Annotated in this window: 8 protein-coding genes; 6 read left to right on the top strand and 2 right to left on the bottom strand. The window is 69.4% G+C overall.

The features are described 5' to 3' along the window. Positions 1 to 9 precede the first annotated feature (9 nt). Together ENSA7_RS20085 and mfd are read right to left on the bottom strand one after the other, a co-directional pair. On the bottom strand, positions 10 to 4,086 hold the full coding sequence (locus ENSA7_RS20085; protein WP_106090928.1) for a serine/threonine-protein kinase: 4,077 nt from the start codon (positions 4,084 to 4,086) through the stop codon (positions 10 to 12). A gap of 190 nt (positions 4,087 to 4,276) precedes the next feature. Next, entirely contained in the window at positions 4,277 to 7,981 is a 3,705-nt protein-coding gene (gene mfd, locus ENSA7_RS20080; protein ID WP_106090927.1) for a transcription-repair coupling factor, read from the bottom strand. A gap of 300 nt (positions 7,982 to 8,281) precedes the next feature. On the opposite strand from mfd, the gene ENSA7_RS20075 reads away from it, so the two are divergent. The 6 genes from ENSA7_RS20075 (at position 8,282) to ENSA7_RS20050 (ending at position 19,197) form a co-directional block, all read left to right on the top strand. Next, positions 8,282 to 9,556 (top strand): hypothetical protein, encoded by a 1,275-nt coding sequence (locus ENSA7_RS20075; protein WP_106090926.1) that lies wholly within the window; start codon positions 8,282 to 8,284, stop codon positions 9,554 to 9,556. Between the two features lie 9 nt (positions 9,557 to 9,565). After that, positions 9,566 to 11,485, top strand: a complete 1,920-nt coding sequence (locus ENSA7_RS20070) for a DUF8809 domain-containing protein (protein ID WP_106090925.1) — start codon at positions 9,566 to 9,568, stop codon at positions 11,483 to 11,485. A 613-nt stretch (positions 11,486 to 12,098) separates the two neighbouring features. After that, entirely contained in the window at positions 12,099 to 13,103 is a 1,005-nt protein-coding gene (locus ENSA7_RS20065) for an AAA family ATPase (protein ID WP_106090924.1), read from the top strand. Between the two features lie 69 nt (positions 13,104 to 13,172). After that, on the top strand, positions 13,173 to 14,129 hold the full coding sequence (locus ENSA7_RS20060; RefSeq protein ID WP_106090923.1) for a DUF58 domain-containing protein: 957 nt from the start codon (positions 13,173 to 13,175) through the stop codon (positions 14,127 to 14,129). Next, positions 14,126 to 16,141, top strand: coding sequence for a vWA domain-containing protein (locus ENSA7_RS20055; protein WP_106090922.1), 2,016 nt, complete (start codon positions 14,126 to 14,128; stop codon positions 16,139 to 16,141). Before ENSA7_RS20060 ends, ENSA7_RS20055 begins: the two co-directional genes overlap by 4 nt. Next, entirely contained in the window at positions 16,138 to 19,197 is a 3,060-nt protein-coding gene (locus tag ENSA7_RS20050) for a VWA domain-containing protein (RefSeq protein ID WP_106090921.1), read from the top strand. The genes ENSA7_RS20055 and ENSA7_RS20050 overlap by 4 nt, the downstream gene beginning before the upstream one ends. Positions 19,198 to 19,336 lie beyond the last annotated feature (139 nt).

The following is a 19,336-nucleotide window of genomic DNA, read 5'->3' as shown; positions in this document are numbered from 1 at the left end:
TTCTCTTGGCTAGCACACGTTCAGCTCGGGGTAGCGAGCGTCGAGCTCACGTACGAGCCGCCTCGCGCCCCATTGTTCATACAGCCCCCGGGCGTCCCGAAGGTAGGCCTTGGCGGTGCGCTTGCTGCCACGGCCTCGCCAAAACTCCCCAAATCGCCAGCACGCGAGCGCCTCCTGATCCAGGACCGCGCGCTCGCGGGCGTGCTCGATCGCCTGCTCGTACAGCTCGATCGCCTGCTCGAGCGGACCCCCGCTGACGCGAACGAGCTCGGCTTCGACGAGTAAGTGCATGTGTCGAAAGTTGTCCGGGCACCGCTGCGCGCAACGCTGGAGGTCGGATCGCCAGGCTTCGATCAACGGTCGCGCGCGCGCCCGCTGGGACTCGAGCAAGCTCAGCGCCGCGTAATAGCGAATCTCTCGAACCTGCAGGTTCCCAGGCAGCAAGGTCTCGAACATGGCGACCCGCCGGATCAGCTCGTCTGGGTCGTGGGCGTGTCCAAGCAGATACTCGAGCTTGGTCAGCGCCGGGTAGTACCAGCCCAGCGCGAAGGTCGAGCGACCAAACCTCGCCAGGTGCGAGTCGTGATCAAAACTCAGCCCGAGCTGGGCGAGCGGGATGTCCATCAGCGTACACGTGACCAGCACGATATGCGGCACATAAAAGGCCGAGAGCAAGCTTGGGACCGAGCGCTGAAGGAACGGCAGGTGCGCGTGGATCTCGGTCAGGACCTCGGCCAGGGGCACGCCCGCGACCAGCCGAAAGTGCTGCGGAAACAGCAAGTGGTGGCCCGCGTAGAGCAGATCGCCGCCTTCGACACACTTGCCAAACGCGGCCGCGAACTCGGGCAAGATCGCTCGGAGCGGGTGGCTGTAGTACGCGGCGTGGCCGAGGTAGACGATCAACGCTCGACCGGCGGCCGACGGATCATCGTAGCGCTCACACAGCGCGACCGCGAGCTCGCCAAACCCACGCGCGCGATCGTACTCGCCCCGCTCGGCCAGGTGCAGCGCCATTCGTGCATAGGCCACGCTCGACAGCGTTGAATTGCCCGAGCCCACGAAAATAGCGGTCATCCGGGCCGTCGCCCATGCATAGATATTGCGGCGACCTGCAAAATACGAGATCGCGCCGAGTCCGTGCAGCAGCCCGAGCATGGGCCGAAGGTCGTCGTCGCACAGCTCGGGCAGCTCGAACAGGCTGCTCAGCGGACGCTGCTCCAGCGCGTCTGCGAGCGCCGAGGACTCGGCGGAGAGCATCGCCGCTGCGTCCTCGTCGTGCTCGGGCAGCGCGATCCCGCACAGCCCAAACGCCCGCTGACACGCGGCGTACCCCCGCTCGAAGTCAGCCACCAACAGGGCGTGCTCGACCTGCGCGGTGTTGACCAGCAGGCGCTCGGCGACGGTCCTGGCGTGGGCGCTCACGTGCTCGTAGCAGGCCGCTGCCTCGGCGTAGCGGCCATCCAAAGACAGCGCCCGGCCCCGCGCGTGCTCGACCTGAAACCACCGCGCGTGCTCGGTCGTGGCGGCGTTGGGCGCGAGCAGCTCGGCGGCGACAACGAGATAGTCGATCGCCGACGCGTAGGCGGCCGAGGCCAGCGCTCGGCGCCCGCACCGAATGTTGAGCTCGACGAGGTCCAATCGCTCGACGTCGTCGAGCAGCGCGCGCGCGGTATTGAGGTGGTCGGCGATCTCGAACGCGCGACCGCCCGGCTCGTCATCGTCGACCCGACGGCGAAGCACCCGGCCGATCTTGAGGTGGACCTGGGCCCGATCGGACTCACTCAGCGAGCCGGCCGCCGCCTGCTGGATCCGCGCGTGGCGAAAGCTGACCGCGACCTCGACCGGGCTGCGGGTCTGGGCCGTGCTCTCGATCAAGGCGAAGTTGTCGAGCAGGTCGCCACCGAGCACCAACAGGCCCTGCTCGAAGGTCGGCCAGAGGCTAGAGAACACGTCGACCGGGTCGAGATCGGCGACCGCCGCGAGCACCAGCAGATCGACGCGGGGCCCGACACAAGCCGCGATCCGGGTCAGCTCGTACGCGACGGGTGGCAGGACCTCGAGGTTGCGCAGCAACACCTCGCTGACGTCGCCAAACGCCGAGCAGCCCACGATTCGGTCCATCTCCCAGCGCCACGCTCGCGCGCTGGCGTCGTACTGAAACAGGCCCTCGTCGTACATCGTCCGCAGCAGCTGACGCAGATAGAAGGGGTTGCCCTCGGTCTTGTGGTGCGCCAGCGCGGCCAGCTCGCGCACGTCGGCTGGGGCGCCGCCCAGCGTCGACACCAGCACACGCTCGACGTCTTCGGTAGACAGCGCGTCGACCTCGACGCTCGACACGCTCGCGCCCGCGGCCCGAACCCGCTCGACGGCGTGGCGGAGCGGATGCTCGGGGCCGAGCTCGTTGGTCCGACACGCGCCGACCACCAGCACCGAGCCCAGCCCCGGACTCGCCAACAGATGCTCGAGCAGCGCCAGCGAGGCCGGGTCCGCCCACTGCAGATCATCGGTGAACACCACGAGCGGGTGCGCGGGTGAGGCCAGCGCGGCCATGAACCGCTCGACCACCATGTGCAAGCGGTTGAGCCGCTCGGGGCCGGGAAAGTCGGGCACCGGTGCTTGCGGACCGAGCAGGCGCGCCAGCTCGGGGGCGAGATCGGTGAGCAGCCCGCCATTGCGGCCGGTCGCCGCCAGCAGTCGCTTGCGCAGCTTGGCCTGGACGGCCGCGCCCCGACGCTCGACCTGCGCGACGAGATCCGTGAGCGCGGCGACGATCCCCGCGAGCGGCGTGGCCCGACGCTGATCGAACCCGCCCGAGATCATGAGCCCCGCGCGGGCCTCGACGGCCGGCGCGAGCCCGGCGACCAGCGACGACTTTCCGATCCCGGCGAGCCCGCTCACCAGCACCAGCTCCGAACGCGCGCCAGCGCAGCGGGCCCGCTCGAGCGCCGCCTGCAGGGTTGCGAGCTGATGTTCGCGGCCGACCAGGCGCTCACACACGCGAAAGTTGGCGGGCCGCGGCCGGTTTGTTGGCTCGAACAGCTCGCTGGCACCGGACTCGCGGACCCGGGCGAGATAGCGCTGAATCTCGGCGATGCTGGCCACCGCGTCGAGCTCGTCGAGCAGCGCGGTCATGCTTGGCCAGCGATGGCTGGGATCGGGCGAGAGCCCACGCACCAGGATCTGTTGGACCCGCTCCGGCACCCCGGCGTGGCCCGGAATCGGCTCGGTCTGCCCCCGCTCGATCTTGTCCGAGAGCTCGCTGAGGGTCGCGCCCGCGAACGGCCGATGGCCCACCAGCGCCTCGTAGGCCGCCACGCAGAACGAGAATTGATCGGAGAGTGGATCGCCCCGGCTCCCCCATATTTGTTCGGGCGCCATGTAGGCTGGCGTGCCGACCAGCGCCCCGCTGCGGGTCAGCGACGAGCCGAGCGACGCGCCCGAGTCTGCGAATGTGTCGCCCAGCTCTTCCGCGAATTCGTCGTCGAGGTCATCATCGAATTGGTCGAAGCTTCGCAGCGTCGCCAACCCGACGCTCTCGATCACGCTGCAATCGCGAGCGAGGCCAAAGTCGAGCACGCGGGCGCGCCCGTCGTTTCCAACGATGACATTCGCTGGCTTGAAGTCGCGGTGGACCAGGCCAGCGACGTGCGCCGCCTCGAGCCCACGGCCCGCCTGCCGCAAGATGTTGAGGGTCTCCCGCCACGAGCGCTGATCGGGGGCGATCCAATCGCGCAAGGTGCAGCCCTCGACGTATTCCATGGCCACGAACATCGAGCCGCGGTGCTCGCCGATCTCATGGACCTGGATGACGTTGGGATGCGAGAGTCTCGCCAGCCCCTGAGCTTCGCGGACCAGCCGGCGCACGCCCACGCTCGCCATCGCGTTCGCGCGAATCAGCTTGATCGCAATCTTGCGCTCGAGCTCGGCGTCGCGGCCGAGAAACACCACCCCCATGCTCCCCTCACCTAGCTTGCCGAGCACCACAAACCGGCCGATCTGGTCGGGTGTCGGCGCCTCGATCACGTCGGCGCCGAGCGACGGCAGCGTCGCGTTGGTCAGCGCGTCATCGAGCTCACTGACTGACACGCGATGACAATAACACGGCTTGCGTGGAGCACGGGCTGACGTGTCCGGTCAGCGTCCGAGCCGGCGACGTGCGCGTTCCTCCTCGGTTCGAGTGGCGGCGAGCGCTGGCGCGCGTCAGGTGTGGACCCTCTCATGATGTTGTCGGCGTCAGCCGGAACGCCACATGCGCGGGCACAGAAACCGACCGACATCAGCGCCGCTTGCCAGCGACCGCCGTGTCCAGCCGCGCAAACGTCAGCAGCTCCGCGAGCACGTTCTCGCACACCTCGAGCTGCCGCGAGCAGTCCTTGCCCGTGCGATTGGGGATCGTCGCAATGATCCGCTCGCCGCCGCTGGCCAGCCGCACCCGCCCGTCGGTCGCGTCCGCCAAACCCAGCGCGACCTCGGCCGGGAGCGGCGTCTGGGGCCCCAGGCGGATCGAGAACCGCATCCCGCCCAGCTCCAGGCTCATCGCCCGCAGCCGCCGACCGTAGCTCTTGCACGCCATCATCAGGCCAAAGTGGGTCGCCTCGCTGGGCAGCTCGCCGTAGCGATCGTGCAGCTCCTCCATGACCTCGCGGACCTCGTCGGCGTCGCGGGCGGTGCTGAGCCGGCGGTAGAAATCCAGGCGCTGCCCGACGTCCTCCACGTAGGTGTCGGGCAGGAACGCTGGCACGTCGAAGGCCAGCTCCGGATCGCTCTCGTACGAGATTGGATCGCCGCGCAGCTCGGCCACGGCCTCGCCCAGGATCCGCGCGTAGGCCTCGAACCCGATCGCTTGAATGCTGCCGCTCTGACGCCGACCGAGCAGGTCTCCGGCGCCGCGAATCTCGAGATCCTGGCTGGCGACGTTGAACCCCGAGCCCAGCTCCGAGTGGCGCTGGATCGCCTCGAGCCTTCGCCGGGCGTCCTCGGACAGACGCTCGAGCGAGGTCACCATCAAGTAGCAGTAGGCCCGCAGCTTCGAGCGACCGATCCGTCCGCGCAGCTGATAGAGCTGGGCCAGCCCGAACTGATCGGCGTTGGCGATGAACATGGTGTTGGCCCGCGGAATATCCAGGCCGCTCTCGATGATCGTGGTCGAGATCAACACGTCGGCCCGGTGCTCGACGAAGTCCAGCATGGTCTGCTCGAGCAGCTCGGGCGGCATCTGGCCGTGGGCCACCATCACCCGGGCCTCGGGGCACAGCTCGCGGACCCGCACGGCGTGCTCCTCGATGCCCATGACCCGCGGGACCACATAGAAGATCTGTCCGCCCCGCGCGAGCTCGCGCCGGATCCCCTCGTCGAGCACCACGTCGGAGTGCCGGGTCAGATAGGTGCGAACCGCCAGCCGATCGCTGGGGGCGGTGTTGATCATGCTGACCTCGCGCAGGCCCAGCAGCGACATGTGCAGGGTCCGGGGGATCGGCGTGGCGGTCAATGTGAGCACGTCGACGGAGGTCTTGAGCTGCTTGAAGCGCTCCTTTTGCTTGACGCCAAACCGCTGCTCTTCATCGATCACGACCAGGCCGAGATCCTTGAAGCGGACGTCGCGGCCCAGCAGCCGGTGGGTGCCCACGACCACGTCGATGTCGCCGTCGCGCAGGGCCTTGATCGTGTGCTTGCGATCGGCCTCCGTGGCGAACCGGTTGAGCACGCCGACCCGGATCGGGAACGCCTCCATCCGCTCGGAGAAGGTCAGGTAGTGCTGCTGGACCAGCACGGTGGTCGGGGCCAGCACCGCGACCTGCTTGCCGGCGGCCGCGACCCGAAACGCGGCCCGCAGCGCGACCTCGGTCTTGCCAAACCCGACGTCCCCACACACGAGCCGGTCCATGGGCTGGGGCTTGGACAGATCACGCTGGACGTTGTCGATCGCGTCGGCCTGATCCGGGGTCTCCTCGAACGGGAAGGTCTGCTCGAACTCCTCGTACATCTCCTCGGTCGGCGGGAACGCGTGGCCGCTGAGCGCCTCGCGCTGGGCGTAGATCTGCAGCAGCTCCTCGGCCATCTGGCGCACGTCCGCGCGGATCTTGCCGGCCTTCTTTTCGAACGACTGGCCGCCCATCTTGTCGAGCTTGGGCGGCTTGGCGTCGGCGGCGACGAAGCGATCGATCTCGCCGATCCGGTGGACGGGCAGGTACAGCTTGTCCTTGCCCGCGTACTCGACGATCACGAAGTCACCGGTGATCGGCTTGGCTGACGGGGCGCGCGGATCGAGGCCGGTCGGCCCGCCGGCTCCACCCGGCATCGGCATCGCCAGCTTGGTCAGGCCCATGTAGCGGCCGACGCCGTGCAGCAGGTGCACGACATAGTCGCCGACGTTGAGCTGCGTGAGCGAGGCCAGCCCGGCGCCACGCTTGCGACGCTGCTGCTTGCGCCGCGCGACCGAGCCGAAGATCTCGGACTCCGAGACGATCAACAGGCGGTCGCCGACGCTGGTGAAGCCCTCGCTCAGGCGCCCGGGCAGCACCCGAACCCGGGGCTGCGTGAGCGCGAGCCCGCCCAGCTGCTGCAGCGCCCCGCGATCGCTGGCGGCCTCGGGCTTGTCGAGCGCCAGGCCGGTGATGCCGTAGCTGCGCAACATCGCGGTGAGTCGCTCGGCGTGGGTCAGGTTGGGCGCGACCAGGATCACGTCCCACGGGTCGCGGTCACCCGGATCCAGCTGGCCACCGAGCACGGCGTCCTCGTGGATCCCCAGGGCCCGAATGTGCTCGACCACCGGCCGCAGCAGCTCGCCACCTTTTTGCCCGCGCGCGGCCTCGAGCTTGGTCTTCAGCTCGAGGTTGTGGCCGAGATCCACGCGCAGCAGCTTGCGGTCGGGCGAGCCGCCGCCAGCCTCGGGGTCGTACAGATCCAGGCGCTGACCGACGACCGCGGTCTCGCGGATCTTGGTCCGCAGCCGCTCGCGCTCGACGAAGAACTGCGGCGGCGGGGCGACCAGGTGCTTGGCCTCGAGCGCGCGGCGGTGCTCGAACTCGATCTCGTCGAGCATCCGCTCACCCAGCCCGATCAGCGCCTCGGGCTCGTCGAGGTACCAGCGGGTGTCGGCGGGCAGGTGGTCCCACAGCGGGACCAGCTGGTCGTGGAAGATCGGCGTGAGCGCGTCGACCCCAAAGAAGTCGACGCCAGACGCGAGGTTGTCGATCACCTGCCGGGTCTTGCTGCTGGGGACCTCGATGCTGTCGCCGAGCTCGAGCACCGCGAGCCGCAGGTCACGCTCGCTGGTTGCGATCGTCTCGCGGACCGGGTGGACCCGCAGCGTCCGGACCTCTCGCAAGCTGCGCTGGGTGTCGGGGTCGAACACGCGGATCCGCTCGATCTCGTCGCCCCACCACTCGAGCCGGGCGGGGAACCGCTCGATCGGGACCCAGACGTCCAAGATCCCGCCGCGGATCGCAAAGCTGCCTGGATCACCGACGACGTCGACGCGCTCGTAGCCGGCCGCGATCAGAAACGCCGCCGCCTCCTCGCGCCCGAGCTCGCCCTCGGTCTGCCACTGCTGGCACAGGCTCGCAAACCCCTCGGCCGGGATGGTCTTGCGCAGCAAGCTCCGCAAGCTGGTGACGATGAGCTCAGCCTCGCCCGCGCGCAGGCGCTCGAGCGCGGCGAGCCGGCTGCCCACCGCGCGCGGGTCAGGCGAGACGTCGCCATAGGGCGAGACGTCGATCTCGGGGATCAGCAGAATCCGCGAGCCCTGCTCGAGCTCGCCCGCGGCCACCCCAGCAAAAAATCCCACGTCAGCCGCGACCGCCCGCGCGCTCGCGTCGTCGGCCGCGAGGTAGCAAAGCGGCGCCGTGGTGTCCGGGTCGGCCATCGCCCGGGCGAGCAGCAGCCCGCGGTAGCCACCGTCGGCCCCGAGCACCCGCGTGCGTCGGCCGCTGCGAAGCGCGGACAGGATCGGCGCGATCGCCTCTAGCGGTTGATGAGCCATGCGGCGGGCCGGGCTTAACCCACCCACGCCGCACGAACAATGGGCCCGGTCGAAGCGGCGCAGGCCGCCGCGGCGATCACGGCCCGCGCGCCGAGTCAGGCCTGCACATCTGCGTCAATTCCGAGTGATCTCGATTGCTTAGCTCGGAGCCGGGCGGGGCTGCTACGCTCGTGGTCGGTGAATGCACGCACATCGCTAAGCGCCCCCATTGCGGGTCTCGTCATCGGGCTAGGGCTGAGCGCCTGCCACCCCAGCCCCGGCGCCGGACCCACGGACGCGAACGCCGACTCCGATCACGCCGTGGAAGAAGATCCGGGCCCAGACGTTCGCGGCCCGGATGCCGACGCCGCCCGTCAAGCCCAAGCCCGCGCCGAGTCGCAGGCCAAGGTCGACGCCTCCGCGCGGCGGATCATCCAAGAGGTCGCCAGCTCCCGCGGGCTCCCCGTCAAAGGAGAGTTCGCGGTGGAGCTGATCAGCAAGGACGGCGTGCGCGAGTTCGTCCGCGAGGTCATGCATGAAGAGATGACCCCGGAGGAGATCCGGGTGACCGGCCGGGTCCAGGCCGCGCTGGGCGTGGTCCCCGTTGGCAGCGACGGCGAGCAGGTGCTGCTCGACCTACTGGAGTTCGGGATCCTCGGCATCTATGACCCCAAGCGCAAGGTCCTGCTGATCGGCGACTTCGTCGATCGCGGCGCGCTGGGCATGGTCGTCGGCCACGAGGGCGCGCATGGCCTGCAGGACATGCACTTCGACCTCGAGGCCCTCAACCACATGAACAAGGGCCGCAGCGACCTCGACACGGCCCGAACCTTTTTGATCGAGGGCGACGCGCAAGCCTCGTATCTGGCGTGGATGACCGGCAGCGAGGGCGTCGGCAGCATCGGCGACGATCTGCTCGCAACCCAGGCCGACATGGTCCTGCAGATCCGAGACGGCATGGGCATCCCCTACCCCACGCTCGCGCGGATGCTGCAGATGCCCTACACCGACGGGACCCGCAGCGTGATCGAGCTGGCCCGCAGCGAGGGCTGGACCGCCGTCGATGCGCTCTACGCCCAGCTGCCGACCACGACCGAGCAGATGCTGCACGCCGACAAGCTCGCCGCCCGCGAGCCGGCCCGCAGCGTCGAGATCGACACCAAGGTGCTGCTCGAGCTCGCGACCGATCACGAGGTCGTGTACGAAGACGAGCTCGGCGAGGCCAGCCTGGTGGCGATGCTCGCCGACGTCGCGTCGCCGTTCACCGCCCGCAAGGCCGCCGCCGGCTGGGGCGGTGATCGCTTCGTCGCGCTCGAGCGCAAGACCAACCAGGCCCCCGCTCCGTTGGTGGTCGGCGTGATCGCCTGGGACAGCGTGGCCGAAGCCCAGCAGTTCGAGCCCGTGTTCCGCGACTACCTGGAAAAGCACAAGCCTGACGCGCACCTGTTGGTCCGCACCCGCGACCAGGTTTTCTACGCCACCCACCACGACGCGCTGTCGCTGGCTGGGGCACCCGACAGCACCGGCCGGGACGCGGCCCTGACCAAGGCCGCCGCCAAGGCGTTCGCCGTCGGCAAGGCCGGCAAGAGCAAGTAGCCACCCGCCATGAGCAAGCGCCCCGAACTCCGCCCGATCTACAGCCTGCTGACCCGCGTGCAGCGGCGCGAGCGAGCCGCCGAGGCGCTCGCGCTGACGGTCCGGGTCGCGCTCCCTGCTGGCTTGATGATCGCCGCTGTCGCCGTGATCGGCGCGCGGCTGCTGATGACCCCGATCGACTGGACCCTGGCCGCGGTCGCGCCGATCCCCGTGGTCCTGGCGTTCGTGGCGGTCCGCCGCCGCTCGCTGCGGGCCACCGCGCGCCGGGTCGACGCCCACTACCGGCTCCACGACCAGCTCGGCAACGCGATCGAGTTCGCCGAGCACGACGCCAAGATCCCCGAGCACGATCCCCGGACCCGCGAGATGGCCGAGCTCGCGATTCAGGCCGGTGCCAACAGCGTCGGCGGGCTCGCGGCCAAGCCCGTCGTTCGGTTCATCGTTCCGCGCCCGCGCCTGCTCGATGGCCTGGCGCTGTCGCTGTTGCTCGCCGCGCTGTTGCTGCCCCAGCGGGTCGTCGAGCTGCCCGAGGATCGGCTGGCGACCGGCCCCGAGGTGCCCGATCTCGCGACCGACGACGCCAACCACGGTCTCGACATGACCCGCGCCGAGCCGCTGCGCGAAGAGCTGCGCAAGCTCGAGGCCAGCAAGGAAGAAGAGATCGCCCGGATCTCCAACGAGCTGCTCGGCGTGCTCTCGGATCTCGAGGCCGGCGAGGTCGACCAAAAGCAGGCCCTGCAGAAGCTCGAAGAGCTCGACGAGCAGCTGCTCGAGGCCGAGGCCAAGCTCGAGGAGGAGCTGCAAGAAGATCCATGGATGATGGCCGAGGGCATGCGCGAGCTCGCCGAAGATCTGCGCGAGCACGACGTCATGCGCGAGGTCGCCGAGGCGCTCGCCAAGTCCGACGCCGAAGAGGTCGAAAAGGAGCTGCAAGAGCTCATGGACAAGGCCGAGGCCGAGGGCGGCGATCTGAAGGCCGAGCTCGACAAGGCCCTGCAGGAGATGGAGCGCTCGCTCGCCCGCACCTCGAAAGAGAACACCGGCACCGAGAAGGCTCTCGAAGAGGCCGAGCGTGAGCTCAGCCGCCAGGAGAAGAACCCAGCCGAGGACCCCGAGGAGCAAGAGCGGGCCCTCGAGCGCAAGAAAGAGCGGCTCGAGGAGCTGCAGCGCCAGGCCGACCGCGAGAAGGCCGCCCGCGAGAAGCTCGAGCAGTTGAAGGAGCTCTCGCGCCAGTCCCAGGGCAACAGCCAGTCCGGCGGCTCGCAGGAGAAGCGCAAGGACGCCCAGCAAAAGCTCAGCAAGGGCGCCGGCCAGGCCAGCAAGCAGTCGCGCCAGCAAAAGCAGATGGGCGAGGTCCGCGACGCCATGGACCAGGCCAAGTCATTCGTCCAGCGCTCGGGCCAAAACGGCGAGTCGCAGAACCGCCGCAAGCAGCAGCAAAAGAACTTCCAGAAGGCCGCCAAGGGCCAAAAAGGTCAGGACGGCAAGCCCGCCACCATGCTCACCGAGGGCGAGGTCGGCGACAACCCCGACGGCGTCATGATGGGCGAGGGCCAAGAGGGCCAGGGCGAGGGTGAGGGCGAGGGCGAGGGCGAGGGTCAGGGCCAGCAGCCCGGCCAGGGTCAGGGTCAGCAGCCCGGCGCCGGTCAGGGTCCCGGCATGGGCGACGGCAGCGTCGACGCGCTCGGCGACCCCAACAGCACCGACGTCAAGACCAAGAACGAGCGGGTCGATGCCAAGCAGGGCAAGGGCCAGACCCGCTCCGAGGTGATCGAGACCGCCAGCCAAGAGGGCTTTGCGACCGAGAGCTACAAACGCGTCTACCGCGACTACAAGAGCTTCGCCCAGAGCGCGATGGACAACGAAGAGCTGCCCGAGGGCCACCGCCGCCGCGTCAAACGCTACTACCAGATGATCCAGCCTCAGTGAGACCGAAGGCTCCAACAGACCCCCACATAGACCTCAGACTTCGCCGACTGCAGCCGCTGGCGCGTCTGGTCGCTTCGCTCCTCGGGGCCGTTTGTTCGCGGCCGCATGTGTGGCCCCTGGGAGGGGGCTCCGAACCCACTTCTTCGTGATCATGGTCCCACGACATTCGCAGCTGCTCGGCCTCGGTCCTCGGTTCTCACCCTTCACAGCTCTCCGCTCGCGCCCGCTGCCACAACCCACGCCACTCTCCATCAAAATCTCGTTGATCGAGGCCCACCCACGCGATCACGTCCGGCTGCTCGGATCGGCGCAACCCGCCGCGAACGGGGCGCACAGGAGGGTCTTGGGGGTCGTGAGCGCGCGCAGTCCGGCGCGGCGGACGATCCGACGAAGCTGAGGCGTTCGAACAGGCAGCCGCACCAAGAGCCCACATACGCCCGATCTTCAGCCGACTTGTCTGAGCACGACCACCACCCCCAAGACCCGTGCGCCTGCCTCGTCGGAACCCCGATCCCCCTCGAACACCCCAGACGGCTCCCCAAAACCCCACTCCAACAGCCAGCCTCCCAGTTTCCCGCCCCCCTCGACAACCGCTAAGCTCCCCACGCCCCCGATGACTGCGCAAGATCAAGACACCGCCGCCCAACTGCAGACCCTGGCCCAGGATCTGCGCACCCTCGTCGATGAAGTCCAGAACGTGATCGTGGGGCAAGACGCGGTCATCCAGGGCGTGATCACCTGTCTGCTGTCCAACGGCCACGGGCTGCTCGAGGGCGTGCCCGGCCTCGGCAAGACCCTGCTGATCCGCACCGTCGCCGAGGCGGTGTCGATGAGCTTCAACCGGATCCAGTTCACGCCCGACCTGATGCCCGCAGACATCTTGGGCACGTCGATCCTGGTCGACGGCGAGCACGGCAGCGGCGGGCGCAGCTTGCAGTATCAGCCCGGCCCGATCTTCGCCAACATCGTGCTGGCCGACGAGATCAACCGCGCCACGCCCAAGACCCAGTCGGCGCTGCTCGAGGCCATGGCCGAGAAACAGGTCACCGCGGGCGGCCAGACCCGGCCGCTGCCCAAGCCCTTCTTCGTACTCGCGACCCAAAACCCGCTCGAGCAAGAGGGCACCTACCCGCTGCCCGAGGCCCAGCTCGATCGCTTCTTGTTCAAGATCAACGTCGACTTCCCCGACGAAGAAGAGCTCATCGCGATCTTGGACCGCACGACCGGCAGCAAGGCGACCGCGGTCAAGCCCGTGCTCGACGGCGAGCGACTCGTGCAGATGCAGGCGCTGGTCCGCGCGATGCCAGTGACGGCGAGCCTCACCCGCTACGTGGTCAGGGTCCTGCGCGCCACCCACCCCAACGACAAGAACGCGACCGACGGCGTCAAGCAGTACGTGCGCTTCGGTGGCAGCCCCCGCGGCGCGCAGTCGGTGCTGCTCGCGGCCCGGGTCCGCGCGGCGATCGAGGGCCGGACCTCGCCCTCGGTCCCCGACGTCAAGGCCGTGGTCCCGCAGGCGCTGCGGCACCGCGTGCTGCTCAACTTCGAGGGTGAGGCCGAGGGCGTGTCGACCGACGCCGTGCTCGAAGAGGTCCTCGCCAAGGTCAAGCCGGACTGAGCCGAGCCGAGCTAACCTGACCGCGAGCTGCCCCGAGTTGCACCCAAGCTGACCCGACCCGAAAATTTCATGGCGCTAGGCGAACGTATCGGCCGCGGACGACGGCAGCAAAAGCACACCAAGCAGGTCGATCGCTCGAACTTGTTCGACGAAGAATTTCTGCGCCAGCTCGAGCTGCTGCAGGTGGTCGCGCGCCGGCTGATCCGCGGGCGCCAGCGAGCCGAGCGCAAGACCAAGAAGGTCGGCAGCGGGCTCGAGTTCGCGGATCACCGCGAGTACTCGCCGGGCGACGACATTCGCGCCGTCGACTGGGGCGTGTACGCGCGGCTCGGCCAGACCCTGGTCCGGCTGTTCGAAGAAGACGAAGACCTGCCGCTGCGCGTGGTCGTCGACGTCAGCGACTCGATGCTGACCAAGGACGGCCAAAAGCTCATCTACGCCCAGAAGATCGCGGCGGCGCTGGCCTACGTCGGGCTCGCCGGGCTCGACCGCGTGGGGCTCACGGCGTTCTCGAGCACGGTCCACGAGACCCTCCCGGCGATCCGCGGCAAGGGCCGGATCTTTCGCGTGTTCGAGTTCCTCAAGAACACCAAGATCGGCGGCCCCACCAGCATCGCGGCCGGCTGCAAGCGGGTGGCCGCGCAGGCGTCGCAGCCGGGCGTGACCGTGGTGCTCTCGGACTTCTACGATCTCGAGGGCGCGTTCGAGGGCCTCAACATGCTGCGGTTTCGCAAGCACGAGGTCGTGGCGATCCAGGTCCTGGATCCGATCGAGGCCAACCCGATCGACACTGGCCTGCGCGGTGACGTGACCCTGGTCGACGTCGAGGGTGACGCCGGCAACTCGCGCGACGTGACCCTGAGCGCGGCGCTGCTCGAGGCCTACGCGCAGGCCCACGAGCGGTTCTGCGCCCAGCTCGAGAACAGCTGTCGGTCGCGGGGCATGCCGTTCTTTCGGGCCTCGATCGACGAGCCCTTCGAAGATCTGGTCCTGCGGATCTTCCGGCTGGGCGGGGTGCTGCGATGACGCTGGCTGGCTGGGCCCTGGCCGAGCTCGGGCTGATCTTTGCGATCGGCAGCGCGACGATCACCACGCTGTACCTGCTGCGCATGCGCAGGCGCGAGGTCATCGTGCCATTCGCCGCGCTGTGGGATCGGGTCACGCGCGAGAGCGAGAGCCGCCGTCTATGGCGCAAGCTTCGCCGCCTGTTCTCGTGGCTGTTTCAGCTGTTGTTGCTGGCCCTGGTCTGCCTGGCCCTCGGTGATCCCCGGCCCGAGGCGTGGCTGCGCGAGCCGGCGACCACGGCGATCGTGATCGACACCTCGGCGAGCATGGCCGCGGTCGGCGACGAGGACGGCAACACTCGCCTCGAGCTCGCGCTCGAGCGCGCCCGCGCCGAGGTCGACGCGCTCGGCCCCGCGGATCGGATCCTGATCATCGCGGCCGGCAGCGAGGTCTCGGTCCCGGCGCCGATCACCGGTGAGGCCGGCACCCTGCTGCGGGCGATCGACGAGGACGTCGCGGTCGGGCCCGGCGAGTCCGACATGTCGCGCGCGCTGCTGCTGGCTCGCAACGCGCTGTTTGGCCGGCCGGGCGCGCGAATCCTGATCCTGAGCGACGGCGCCCTCGATGTCCCGGGGCTCGCGGCGGTCGGCCGGTGCACCAGCCGCGCGCAGCTCGAGGGTGAGTCCCGCTGCGACGTGCTCGAGCTCGGGGCCGAGCACGAGGTCGGCAACGTCGCGATCACGGCGTTCGCCGCCCGCCGCTACCCCTCGGATCGCGACAAGGTCGAGGTCCTGATCGAGGTCCAGAACCTCGGCACCACGCCCGCGCGATTCGAGCTGCGGGTGACCGCCGACGAGCTCCCGGTCGGCGGCAAGAAGCTCGAGCTGGCCCCCGGCGCGCGCGTGCGTGAAGTACTGCCCAAGCTCGAGGCCGCGCGCGAGCGCCTGGTCGCCGAGCTGGTCGCGCTGCCCGGCGACGCCGAGTCGGCCAAGTCGCTGGGCCCGGCGATCGACGATCGGGCCTACGCCGTGATCCCGCCCCTCGATCCGATGGAGATCGTGCTGGTCACCGACGGCACCAACCTGTTTCTGGAGGCCGCGCTGCTGACCCTGGACGACTATGTCCGGCTGTCCACGCTGCCACCGGGTGAAGGCGGCGCGGGCAACGAGCTGATCGGCACGGCCAACGTGGTGTTCTACGACATCGCCGACAGCCCGCTCCCGGATCCGCTGCCCGACACCAACTTGGTGATCTTCGATCCGCATCGGCTCGACAAGTCGCCGGTCCCGATCCCCAAGCTCAAGGACCTCGCGGGCCCGCGGCTGTCGGAGCAGCGCAAGGGCCACCCGCTGCTCGAGGGGGTCGTGTTCAAGGACGTCAACATGCACCGCGGGACCAGCTTCGATCTGGCCCCGGGCGACGTCGCGCTGGTCAGCCACCTCGGCGAGCCGATGGTCGCGCTGCGCGAGGCCGAGCACGGGATGCTGTTGATCGGGTTTGACCCGCGCAGCTCGGATCTCCCGCTGCGCAGCGCGTTCCCGCTGCTGGTCGCCAACGCGGTCGACTACTTTGGCATGCGCGAGGCCGGGTTTGTGGCGGCGATCCCGATCGGTGCCAGCCGTGAGCTGGTCCTGGCCGACTTTGGGATCCCTGGCGCCGACGTGTCGCTGCTCGAGGTCACGCCGCCCGATCCCGACCCCGACGACGAGCTCACGCCCGAGCCTTTGCGGGTCCGGGCCCAGGACGGCCGGTTCCGGCTGCGGGCGCTGGTCCCCGGCGTCTACACCATCGCAATTCAAGACGGCGGGGCCGAGGGCTCGGTCGTCCAGGTCGCCGTCAACCAGGCCAACGCCGCCGCGTCAAACCTCGAGTCGCGGCTCGACGAGGCCACCCTGCCCGAGCCCAGCCGCGCAGGTGAGCCGCCCGAGCCGGCGCCGCTGACTGAAGGTCCGCTGTGGACGCTGATCATGCTCGTGGTCGTGGCCCTGATCGCGCTCGAGTGGGCGACCTACCACCGGAGGAAGACGGTATGAGCGACGCAGGCAAGCGCGGCAGCAAGGCGGGCGCGAGCACGCCGGAGACCAGCGGGATCATGCCGATCTCGCCGGGCGCGGCGGCGTCGATGACGTCTGGCAGCGGCGCGGCCCCGCGCTCGCTGCATGAGCGGCCCGGCCACAAGCGCAAGCGGCAGCCCAAGACCAAGGTCGGCAAGCGCACCAACGAGCTGATCCACCACCCGCTCGCGCTGCCGCTCATCGCCCTGCTCGCGGGCCTGCTCGCGGCCCGCGTGTTGCTCGGGGTGATCCCGCTGCGGGGCTCGCTCGAGCTCGATCTGCCGCTGTGGCTGGCCGAGCTGCTCAGCGAGTCCGGCGACCACCGCCTGGTGATCGCCCGACCCCACGCGCTGTGGTTGATGCCGACGGCGGTGCTGCCGTTCTTGGTCGTGATGGCCACCCGCACCCTGGTCGACGTCCGCTGGTTTCAGGTCGCGCTGCAGGTGCTGTTGCGGCTGCTCGTGGTCATGGCGATCGCCCTGGGCCTGAGCCAGCCCAGCTTGCAGTCGCCGATCCGCGGCAAGACCGTGGTGTTCGTGGTCGACGCGTCCGAGAGCATCGACGACGAGCAGCTCGCCGGGGCCGAGCGGCTGGTCCGCGAGGCGATGACGCTGGCGGCCGACGAGGTCGAGGCCGGCGTCGAGCGTGAGGACCGGACCCGGGTCCGCCTGGTGACCTACGCCGGGCTCGCCAACGTCGTCGAGCTCGCCACGCAGCTCGATGACGAGCAGCTCGACCCCAACGAGCTGCACATCACCCGCGACCCCGAGCACGCGCTGGCCTCCGATCACGCCTCGGCCCTGCGCCTGGCCGAGGCCCTGCTCGACCCCGACACCGAGGGCCGCGTGGTCCTGATCACCGACGCGACCGGCGACCTGACCGAGCGCGAGGGCCTGGGCCAGGCGCTGATCAACCTCGAAGAGCGCGGCGTCGCCGTGCACACGCGCAGCTTCCCGGCCAAGATCCGCGGCGACGTGCTGATTGAAGCCGTGCACCTGCCCAAGGAGCTGCGGGTGTCGCAGAGCTTCGAGGTTGCGATCGACATCGTCGCGACTTCGGCTGGCAAGGTCCGGCTCACGCTCGACAAGGACGGCAAGCCCAACCCGATGGATCCCAGCCAGGAGGTCGAGCTGCGACCCGGCCGCCAGCAGATCAAGATGGCCGCGCGGGTCACGGATCCCGGCCCGGTGCTGTTCGAGGCCCGGCTCGACACCAGCGAGATCCCCGAGCAGGACAACCGCAGCGAGGTCAACGACAAGGCCGCGGTCGTCGGCGAGGTGATCGGTCGCCCGCGCGTGCTGCTGGTCAGCACCGACTCGACCGCCGCGCTGTCGCGGGCGCTCGGCTCGAGCCACCTCTCGATCGACACGATCGCCCCCAACGAGCTGCCCGGCAGCGCCGAGGGCCTGCGCAAGTACGACCTGGTCGTGTTCCACGACATCCCCTCGCGCTGGATCACCGCCCCGCAAGAGGCCGCGGTGGTCCGCTACGTCAAAGATCAGGGCGGCGGGTTCATCATGGTCGGCGGCGAGAACAGCTTTGGCGTGGGTGGCTGGGGCGGCAGCACGATCGAAGAGATCCTGCCGGTCCGGTTCTCGGGCGAGCGCCAGCGCGAGCAGCCCACGCTGGCGCTGGTGTTGGTGATCGACAAGTCGGGGTCGATGTCCAGCGACGACCGCCTCGACCTCGTCAAAGAGGCCGCCCGCGCGACCGCTCGGGCTCTGGATCCGCATGACGAGATCGGCGTGGTCGCGTTCGACTCGGCCCCGCAGGTGCTGGTCCGGTTGCAGTCGGCGTCCAACCGGCTGCGGATCTCATCGTCGATCTCGCGGCTCACGGCCGGGGGTGGCACCAACGCGATGCCGGCCCTGCGCGAGGCCTACCTGCAGCTGGCCGGCTCGAAGGCGCTGGTCAAGCACGTGATCCTGCTGTCCGACGGCGAGTCGCCCGAGAACGGCATCAGCGCGCTGCTCGGCGACATGCGCGAGGCCGACATCACGGTCTCCGCGGTTGGGGTCGGCGCGGGCGCGGGCAAGGACTTCCTGGTCCGCGTGGCCGAGCGCGGGCGCGGTCGCTACTTCTTCTCGGAAGACGGCACCGACGTGCCGCGGATCTTCTCGCGAGAGGCGCGCGAGGTGAAGCGCAACGCCCTGGTCGAGCGCAACCTGTACCCGCGCGTGGCCAAGCCCGTGCAGATGCTCCGCGGCATCAACTTCGATCAGGCCCCGGGCCTGCGTGGGATCGTGCCGGTCAAGCCCAAGGCCCAGGCCGAGGTCATCTTGCGCACCCACTTTGGCGATCCGCTGCTGGTCCGCGGGCGCCGGGGGCTGGGTCGCGTGGCCGCGTTCGCCAGCGACGCCCAGCCACGCTGGGCGGTCAACTGGATCGGGTGGAGCGGGTTTCCGCGGCTGTGGTCGCAGCTGGCTCGCGACACCATGCGGCAGGGCGCGGGGATGCTGGGCGGGGCCCAGATCAAGGTCAGCCCGGCCGCGGATCCGGGCGCGTGGCGGGTGGTCGTGGATGTCGAGTCGCCCGAGGGGTTTGCGAATGATCTGGCCGGGACCGTGGAAGTGATCGACCCGTCGATCCCCGAAGAGAAGGGGCCCGACGGGGAGCTGCTCGACAACGGTCGGCTGCGCGAGGTCACCCTGGAGCTCTCGGCTCCGGGTCGCTACGAGGCGGTGGTCCGGGACATCGAGGCGGGGCAGCGGCTGCTGAAGGCCAGGTTGTTCGATGACAGCCAAAACCCGCCGCGGCTGGCGGCCGAGGCGATCTCGCATGTCAGCGTGCCGTATCCAGCGGAGCTGTCGCCGCAGACCCTAGAGCCGAACGGGGAGTGGCTCGCGGGGTTGGTCGAGCGCGGGACCACGAGCGGCGCGATCGATGAGGTGATGACGACGCCGGGTGATGCGATGGGCCGGACCCGGACCAAGCCGCTGTGGCCGCTGGTGTTGGTCTGGCTGTTGTTGCCCATGTTGGGGCTGGATCTGTTGTTGCGGCGCGTCAGCTTGGGCGTTCGCCGGGTCAGCGTCTGAGCGCTCGCTCGAAGCGAAAACCTTGCTTGGCGGCAGTCCGATTGGGGGTCGCGGGCTATGAGTGAGTCGTGGGGTCTCGGACACGTCATGCATGGATAGTCGGGGTTGCGCTATCTGGGTGTGTGGCCAAACCTGGGGC

Source organism: Enhygromyxa salina (assembly GCF_002994635.1).
GTDB lineage: Bacteria > Myxococcota_A > Polyangia > Nannocystales > Nannocystaceae > Plesiocystis > Plesiocystis salina_B.
Note: the sequence above shows the minus strand (reverse complement) of the source record. Positions and strands in the feature narration are given on the sequence as shown.